Source organism: Aeromonas sp. L_1B5_3 (assembly GCF_963866575.1).
Taxonomy (GTDB): domain Bacteria; phylum Pseudomonadota; class Gammaproteobacteria; order Enterobacterales; family Aeromonadaceae; genus Aeromonas; species Aeromonas jandaei.
The window spans coordinates 1-6,897 of sequence record NZ_CAWMDN010000163.1; the positions used below are offsets into that span (position 1 = coordinate 1).

The following is a 6,897-nucleotide window of genomic DNA, read 5'->3' on the forward strand; positions in this document are numbered from 1 at the left end:
TAAGAGACAGGTACTGAAGAGATAGAGCTCCCCTTCGCTGCCGAAGGCGGACTGGCGAATGGAGAGCACCGACTTGAGCCCCCGCACCGGCATGCCGCGTACCAGCCGATCCACCGGCGTGGTCTCGATCTCCTCAATCCCCGCCAGCCGTTTGCGCGATGCCTGTTCCGCCTGCTTGTCATGCAGCGCCGGAAAATCGTAGGTGCGCAGCACCTGGACCAGCGCATCGCGCCGCAGCAGAGAGACATAGTTGAGCGACAGGTTGGAAATCAGGGTCCAGTGCAGGCTGCCATCGAGAGCTGGACGCAACGGCCGGGTCGGCCGGATCAGGTTGCGGAAGGTGGCAAACGAGGGGGAGCTGCCGGTCGGCACGCAGACGCTGCCGACCTTGAGGCGGGCAGCGCGGGACCGGTTGGTACAGGTGAGCGTCACCGAGATGGATTCGTCCAGATCGTGGGCGATGGTCTCATCCCCGCGCACAAACGAGAGGCTGTGCTCAAAACCATCGCCGCTCACCGACTCCTTGACCCGCACCCGGTAGTAGAGTGCCAGCCGCTGTTTGGCCCGCTCAATCTGGTGCTGAAAACTTTCAAACGGCTGATAGATGCGCGGGGTGCCGCGCGAGCGACCCAGATTGCCCTCAACCCACCCCTCGACCTTGTCGACCGAGAAGATTTCGAAGCTGTCGGCATGGCGATAGCTCGCCTTGAGGGGGTATTCCGCCTGACGGCCATTGAGATTGACCGGCTCGCTGTCGTGCTGGAACAGGTTGATGGCCGGCACGCAGTTGAGCATGAAAGAGTCGGGACGGATCTTGAGCTCCGCCGGCAACGGCCGGTCGAAGCAGAAATGGATCTTGAACTCGCTGACCGGCAGCGGCTGCTTTGGCCACTCGCCGCCCGAAAGCTCGAAGAAGAGGAAACTTTCCGGAAAGCAGAAGTACTCCTGCAGGATCCGGTAACCGGAATAGACATTGTTCGGATAGGGCAACAGCGCATCATCGCGCTCGAAACCGACCGGTTTCAGTGCCTTGGCCTCCTGACGGAACCGCTTGCCGTCAACCTCCAGCTCGATGTGGGAGAGCTGGTTGGAGAGCCAGAAATAAAGTTCATAGGCGGTGTAGCTATCGCCGCCAAGAAAGAGACGCAGCTTGTCGAGTTGCAGCTCGCTCAGGGGAAGCGGTGCATGCAGGGCGATATCCAGCGAGATGGTGGAGAGATCGTTGCCGCTTTGCGCCGAGATATGCTGGATGTCTGCCGGATAGACCCAGGCATCGTGACAGGTTTGGAAGTGGCAGGTCACGCCATCTTGCGGCAGGCTGTCGAGCTGGCATCCCTGACTCACCAGCGCTGGCTGGGCGATGGCCCCCGGAATGACCGAGAACTGCATGATGGTCATGCTGGGCACGGGGCGCAGGTAGTTGGGCCAGAGCATATTGAGCAGACCGTGGGTCAGCTCGGGAAACTCATCCTCAATCTTGGCGCGCAGGTTGCCCGTGAGAAAGGCGAACCCTTCCAGCAGGCGCTCCACGTCCGGATCGCTATTTTGCTCCGACAGAAAGCGGGTGAGTTCGGGATAGGCAGTGGCAAATTCGCGCCCTTGCAGGCGCAAAAAAGCCAGTTCATCCCTGAAGTAATGTTCCAGCGACATTGATCAGACCATGCGGTAGTGACGGTGACTGTCCATATGGACGTTGAACGAGGTAACGTGATCGATATGTTCCAGCCTGACGTGGGCGGTCACCATAAACGACATCTCGAGCGGGCTCGACTGATAGTCGGGTGAACGTACATCCACATGCACAATCCGCGGTTCATACCGGCGGATGCATTGCCGGATCGCCTCCCGGATCCGTCCCTTGATATCGGCGCTCCCCTGAGTGGCATCGTTGAGATCGATGACTCCCAGATCGGGCGCGCTGCGGCAGTTGCCGGGACGGGTGTTGAGGATCTGATCGAGTTGCCGTTTTACGGAATCGACCAGCACCTCCACTTCCGAACGGGGGGAGGAGCCATGCCCCTCCCCCCTGATGCGATCAAACAGACTGGCCGTATTTCCTCTATCCCAGGAAGAGAGATACGGCATCGGTCATTATTCCTTGTCCAGTCGACCTACCAGAGAGAGCTCGAAGCTCGCCCCCATGTACTTGAAGTGCGGGCGCACGGCCATGGCGACCTGATACCAGCCCGGCTCGCCTTCCACATCCAGCACCTTGATCTGGGCTGCACGCAGGGGACGACGGCTGCGCACGTCTGCCGGCGGGTTCTCCTGATCGGCAACGTACTGCTTGATCCAGCCGTTCAGCTCGCGCTCCAGATCCTGGCGCTCCTTCCAGGAGCCGATCTGCTCGCGCTGCAGCACTTTGATGTAGTGCGCCAGACGGTTGATGATGAACATGTAGGGCAGTTGGGTACCCAGCTTGTAGTTGGTCTCCGCCTCTTTACCCTCTTTGGTGTTGGGGAACACCTTGGGCTTTTGTACCGAGTTGGCAGAGAAGAAGGCGGCGTTGTCGCTGTCCTTGCGCATGGTCAGGGTGATGAAACCCTCTTCGGAGAGCTCATACTCGCGACGGTCGGTGATGAGCACCTCGGTCGGGATCTTCGCCTGCAGCTGACCCATCGCCTCATAGACGTGCACCGGCAGATCGTGGATGGCACCACCGCTCTGCGGGCCGATGATGTTCGGGCACCAGCGGTACTTGGCGAAGCTGTCGGTCAGGGAAGTGCCCATCAGATAGGCAGTGTTGCCCCACAGGTAGTGGTCGTGATCCGAGCTGATATCTTCCTTGTAGTTGAAGCCCTTGATGGGGTTCTCGGTCGGATCGTAGGGCAGACGGGCCAGGAAACGCGGCGCAGTCAGACCCAGATAGCGGGAATCTTCCGATTCACGCAGGGAACGCCATTTGGTGTAGGCCGGTCCTTCGAACACCGATTTCAGATCCTTGATGGAGGGCAGATCGGTGAAGCTGTCAACGCCGAAGAAGGCGGGGGCGACAGAGGAGATGAAGGGTGCGTGGGCCATGGCACCGACGGCACTGACATACTGCATCAGCTTGATGTCAGGCGAGCTGTGGGTAAAAGCGTAGTCACCGATCACGGCACCGATCGGCTGACCGCCGAACTGACCGTAGCCGGTTGAATAGACATGCTTGTAGAGGCCGGACTGGGTGATCTCGGGCGAGAACTCGAAGTCTTCCAGCAGCTCTTCCTTGGTAGCGTGCAGCACCTGGATCTTGATGTTCTCGCGAAAATCGGTGCGATCCACCAAGAGCTTGAGGGAGCGCCAGGAGGACTCCATCTCCTGCAGCTCTTTGGCGTGCAGGATGACGTCCATCTGCTTGCTCAGCTTCTTGTCGAGCTCGACAATCATGCTGTCAACCAGCGCCTTGTTGACCGGCTCTGCAGTGGAACCGCTATCCAGAATATTGGCGATCAGGGCTGCAACACCCTGCTTGGCGACGCTGTAACCCTCATCCACCGGAGTGATGCGAGCCTGCGCCATGATTTCGTCCAGCAGGGAGGACGAGGAGGCGACGGCGGCCCCCGCTTGAACCTGTTCTTCGACCAAAGACATGTTTTTTCCTTTCTCGTTCAGTCAATCCAACCCGGCGATCACTCGGCAGGCTTAATCAAATCCAGCTCCTTGAGCAGCTGCTCACGGGCTTCATCACTGGACAGCAGATCCTGCAGGCGGTTGCGGAAGGCAGGGATATTCCCCAGCGGCCCTTTCAGGGCAACCAGTGCTTCGCGCAGTTCAAGCAGTTTGCGCAGCTCGGGAACCTGCTGGGCAACGCTGTCCGGGGTGAAATCTTCCAGAGACTGGATCTTGATTGAAACCGGCATCTCGTCCTGGCTGTTCTCTTCCAGGCGATTGGGAACGGAAAATTTCAGTTCCAGCGCGGATTCTTTCATGACTGAAGAGAAATTATTCTTGTCGATGGAGACGGTCTGGCGCTCCTCGATAGGGGTTTCTTCGGTACGCCCTTTCATATTACCGACCACCATCATGGTCAGCGGAAGTTCTATTTCCGCCTGCTGACCACCGGTTGCCGGTACATATTTGATATTGATACGCTCTTTGGGCGCAACAGTGGCGCCGTCAATTCCTTTTCCCATGCTCTAAATACCAAGTTAAGGGCCAACAAGGCCACAAAGCTTATAGTCAACGCTTTATCCGGCAACTGTAAAAAATGACAGTTGACGGTGCCATCGCTATTTTCGGTGGCAATAGCATCGACCAAGGATGCGTTTTCGATATATCTCAAGCAATTGCTCTAATAATCAAAAACACAATATCCATCTTGTTATCTATACAACCCGATACGCCTCAACTCTTTGTTTGAGGTCATTTTGACTTAAGAGCCATTTGCGCCGCATGGTATATGTCCATATATTGTCAAGTCAATGATTCATTTCTAACGATCAAGCAATAAACAAATTCAAATGAAAATATAAACAAACAAAATCAACATCTTATACTCAACCGCCTGTATGTTCATTGCACGCATTCATTACGATAAGAAAATAAAAATCGTCACCAAAAACGCCCCGTCGCAATAGCCTGACTTGCAATCACAAATTTCAAAAAAATGGCAAAAAAAAGAGGTGAGCGACACCTTCTGTCGTCCACCTCTTCAAGAAAATCAGCGTATCTTGCTCACATCATCCCGCACAATCAATGAGCAGAAATCAGCGTTCAGACAATCAATAAGAGCACACCAAGGCTGCTCACTGACAATTAAATTCATAAACACCATTATCAGGAAGAGTGGGATACGCCAACTCCCCCATCAACATATTGCTTATCAACTGTCCAGTTGTTTACCTTTGGCAAGACGATCAAACCAGTGCTGCGCCAATTTTTGACCAGCGCTTTTCTCCTTTTCGGTCATCTCTTTTTCCAGTTCATTTCTCGCCTGGGTTGCCTCCTTGTTACCGTCGGTGGCAGCCAGCAAATACCATGCATAAGCATGCAGTCTGTTGCGTGGGGCACCCAGTCCCTGATCCCGCATCATCCCCATCCGATATTGTGCCTCCCGATGTCCGGCATTGGCCGCAAGCCGGTACTGTTTCAGGGCGAGACCATAATCCTCCTTCCCCCCCTGACCAAGACGCAGCATCTCGCCATAGGCGTATTGAGCATCGAGTTCACCCTGTTTGCTGGCCAGCGCGAACCCCTCACGAGCCAACTCCAGCTCCCCCCGCTCTTGCTGCAAAGTGGCCAGCTCGACCTGTGCCTTGCTGATCCCCCCTTGCGCCGCCAGCGACAACCAGTGCTCCCGCGACGATGCCTCGCTCTGCTGCAGGCTAAGCTGGTACTCCGCTTCATGGGCGCCGTTACCTGCCGCCAATTCCAGCCAGTAGCGTCCCAGTGCCGGATCGGCTGCGACCTGCTCCCCCGCCAGATAGGCCATGCCAAGCCAGAGCTGAGCTGGTGCAGAACCGGCATTGGCGGCGCGTTGATAGGCCTCGAATGCCGTTCTGGGGCTTGCCTCGGTGGCAAGGACATAGAGAGCATCAGGGTGCTGCTGGGCAGCCGCCTTCTCGAACCAGCGCATGGCAATATCGGGACGTTTGACCACCCCCTTTCCCTGTTGATAACGCAGCGCAAGCTGATACTGGGCATCGCGGTTGCCTTGCTCGGCTGACTTTTCCAACCACTCGATGGCATCCTGATCGGCACCTGACTGGCTGGCATACCATTCACCCAGGATCAACTGGGCACCAGCGTGATCCTGCCTGGCCGCCCGTTCAAACCAGTCGAGACAGTCACTTGCCAGCTTGCCCTGATGTTCGCTGCGACAGGCAAGACCCAACTGATAGCTGGCTTCACGATTGCCCAGTCGGGATGCCCGTTGCCACCACTGTTCCGCCAGTTGCGGGCTTTTCGGCTCGCCCAATCCCAGCTGATACCAGTGGCCAACCTGCAGAGCGGCCGCTCCGCGAACCTTGTTATCGGCAGCAAGAGGGCCACTCTGACCTGCAGCCTGCTGCATCCAGTGCATGGCTTGCGGATAGTCGGGCTGTGCCGCCAGCCGTTTGGCGAGTTCATACTGCGCCTTGCCATTGCCCTGTTTTGCCTCTTTAGCAAGCTCGGCATCACTCACAGACGAGTTTGTCGTGGCACAACCGGCGAGCAGAGCGACCGCCAGCACGCACCATAAATTTTTTTTATTCATTTTGCATTTTTGCATAAGTAAAAATAACGAACGAAGGGCGCCGGGCAATGACGATATGAAATCATCACCACCCGAAACACCCGTAAATGAGAAGATGGATGCCGCGCAGCCTCAGCACCTCTAGCGAGGTTCCGGCACGACGGCTTTGGGTAACAGAGGCGCCTGGGTCGAACACCCGGAGCCAGAGCCGGCAGCACCGCCCGAGTTCATCTTGATGGTGGGGCCAACCAGAGTAACCCCGCCCCCATCGACCTTGATAAAGCAGCCTCCGACCTTGACGCTGATCTCTGACCCAGCCTCCAGCACCACCTTGGCACCGGCCTTGACGTGCATCTCCTGCCCCGCCTGAGCAAGCCAGCTTTGCCCCAGCTTCTGGTGCATGGAGGCATCCACCGTCAGCGAATAGTCCGCCTTGATGTGCTCCCGCTTCTCACCCTCCACCGTCAGGTGGTCGTTGGCCTTGATGCGGGTGATCCGCTCGTTGTCGATGTCGCGATGCTCGTCATGCTTGATATGCCAAGCGGCATCGTTTTCGATAAGCACGTTCAGGTCTTTCTGACCGTGGATGTAAATCTCTTCCTGCCCGGCCTGGTCTTCAAAACGCAGCTCGTTGAAACCCTCGCCCTTGTGGGTTTCGGTGCGTAGCACGGTGCGGGTCTTGTTGGCTGGCAGCTCATACGGCGGCCGGTTGGTGGCGTGATAGGTGCGCCCGGTCACGA

General features: G+C 57.0%; 5 protein-coding genes and 1 pseudogene. All 6 read right to left on the reverse strand.

Translation table 11 applies throughout. From position 1 onward, the window contains the following. A partial coding sequence (gene tssF, locus AACR93_RS21665) for a type VI secretion system baseplate subunit TssF (RefSeq protein ID WP_043851930.1) occupies positions 1-1,650 on the reverse strand: 1,650 nt, incomplete at its 3' end. A gap of 3 nt (positions 1,651-1,653) precedes the next feature. Further along, complete coding sequence (gene tssE / locus AACR93_RS21670) at positions 1,654-2,085, reverse strand: type VI secretion system baseplate subunit TssE (RefSeq protein WP_041210862.1); 432 nt, start codon at positions 2,083-2,085, stop codon at positions 1,654-1,656. 6 nt (positions 2,086-2,091) lie between these two features. Continuing rightward, positions 2,092-3,573, reverse strand: coding sequence for a type VI secretion system contractile sheath large subunit (tssC, locus tag AACR93_RS21675; RefSeq protein WP_033114641.1), 1,482 nt, complete (start codon positions 3,571-3,573; stop codon positions 2,092-2,094). A 38-nt stretch (positions 3,574-3,611) separates the two neighbouring features. Continuing rightward, positions 3,612-4,115, reverse strand: a complete 504-nt coding sequence (gene tssB / locus AACR93_RS21680) for a type VI secretion system contractile sheath small subunit (protein ID WP_033114640.1) — start codon at positions 4,113-4,115, stop codon at positions 3,612-3,614. 689 nt (positions 4,116-4,804) lie between these two features. Next, on the reverse strand, positions 4,805-6,178 hold the full coding sequence (locus AACR93_RS21685) for a tetratricopeptide repeat protein (RefSeq protein WP_043851931.1): 1,374 nt from the start codon (positions 6,176-6,178) through the stop codon (positions 4,805-4,807). 126 nt (positions 6,179-6,304) lie between these two features. Next, positions 6,305-6,897, reverse strand: a pseudogene (locus AACR93_RS21690) (bacteriophage T4 gp5 trimerisation domain-containing protein); the annotation flags it as partial.

Bases quoted from the DNA above. Each gene is read 5' to 3' on its own strand.
- tssE (WP_041210862.1), bottom strand. From the start codon at position 2,085: ATGCCGTATCTCTCTTCCTGGGATAGAGGAAATACGGCCAGTCTGTTT.
- AACR93_RS21685 (WP_043851931.1), bottom strand. From the start codon at position 6,178: ATGAATAAAAAAAATTTATGGTGCGTGCTGGCGGTCGCTCTGCTCGCC.
- tssB (WP_033114640.1), bottom strand. From the start codon at position 4,115: ATGGGAAAAGGAATTGACGGCGCCACTGTTGCGCCCAAAGAGCGTATC.
- tssC (WP_033114641.1), bottom strand. From the start codon at position 3,573: ATGTCTTTGGTCGAAGAACAGGTTCAAGCGGGGGCCGCCGTCGCCTCC.